At 72.6% G+C, this 230-nt stretch carries 1 protein-coding gene; it reads right to left on the bottom strand.

The genetic code is table 11. The features are described 5' to 3' along the window. Positions 1 to 230, bottom strand: a 230-nt coding sequence (locus KVS71_RS19515) for a DNA-formamidopyrimidine glycosylase family protein (protein ID WP_368874989.1), incomplete at both ends; no start/stop codon positions are given.

Raw genomic sequence — 230 nt, 5'->3', positions numbered from 1 at the left:
CTTCGTCCCGGCCTCGGTCAGGTCGAAGCCGCTGCCGTCGTCGAGGGCGATCCGCAGCGCGATGAGCGTCTTGCCCGGCTTGAGGAGCGTGGTCGGCAGGGTGTCGTACCAGCGCAGCCATCCGGCCTTCGCCAGGTGGAAGACGGGGTGCAGCTCGGACCCGCAGGGGAGCACCACGAACTTGCCGCGGCGCTCCGCCCCGGGGGTCGCCGCGCCTCCCAGTGCCGAGT

Source organism: Microbacterium sp. GbtcB4 (assembly GCF_019091465.1).
In the GTDB taxonomy this organism is placed as follows: Bacteria; Actinomycetota; Actinomycetes; order Actinomycetales; family Microbacteriaceae; genus Microbacterium; species Microbacterium paraoxydans.
Note: the sequence above shows the minus strand (reverse complement) of the source record. Positions and strands in the feature narration are given on the sequence as shown.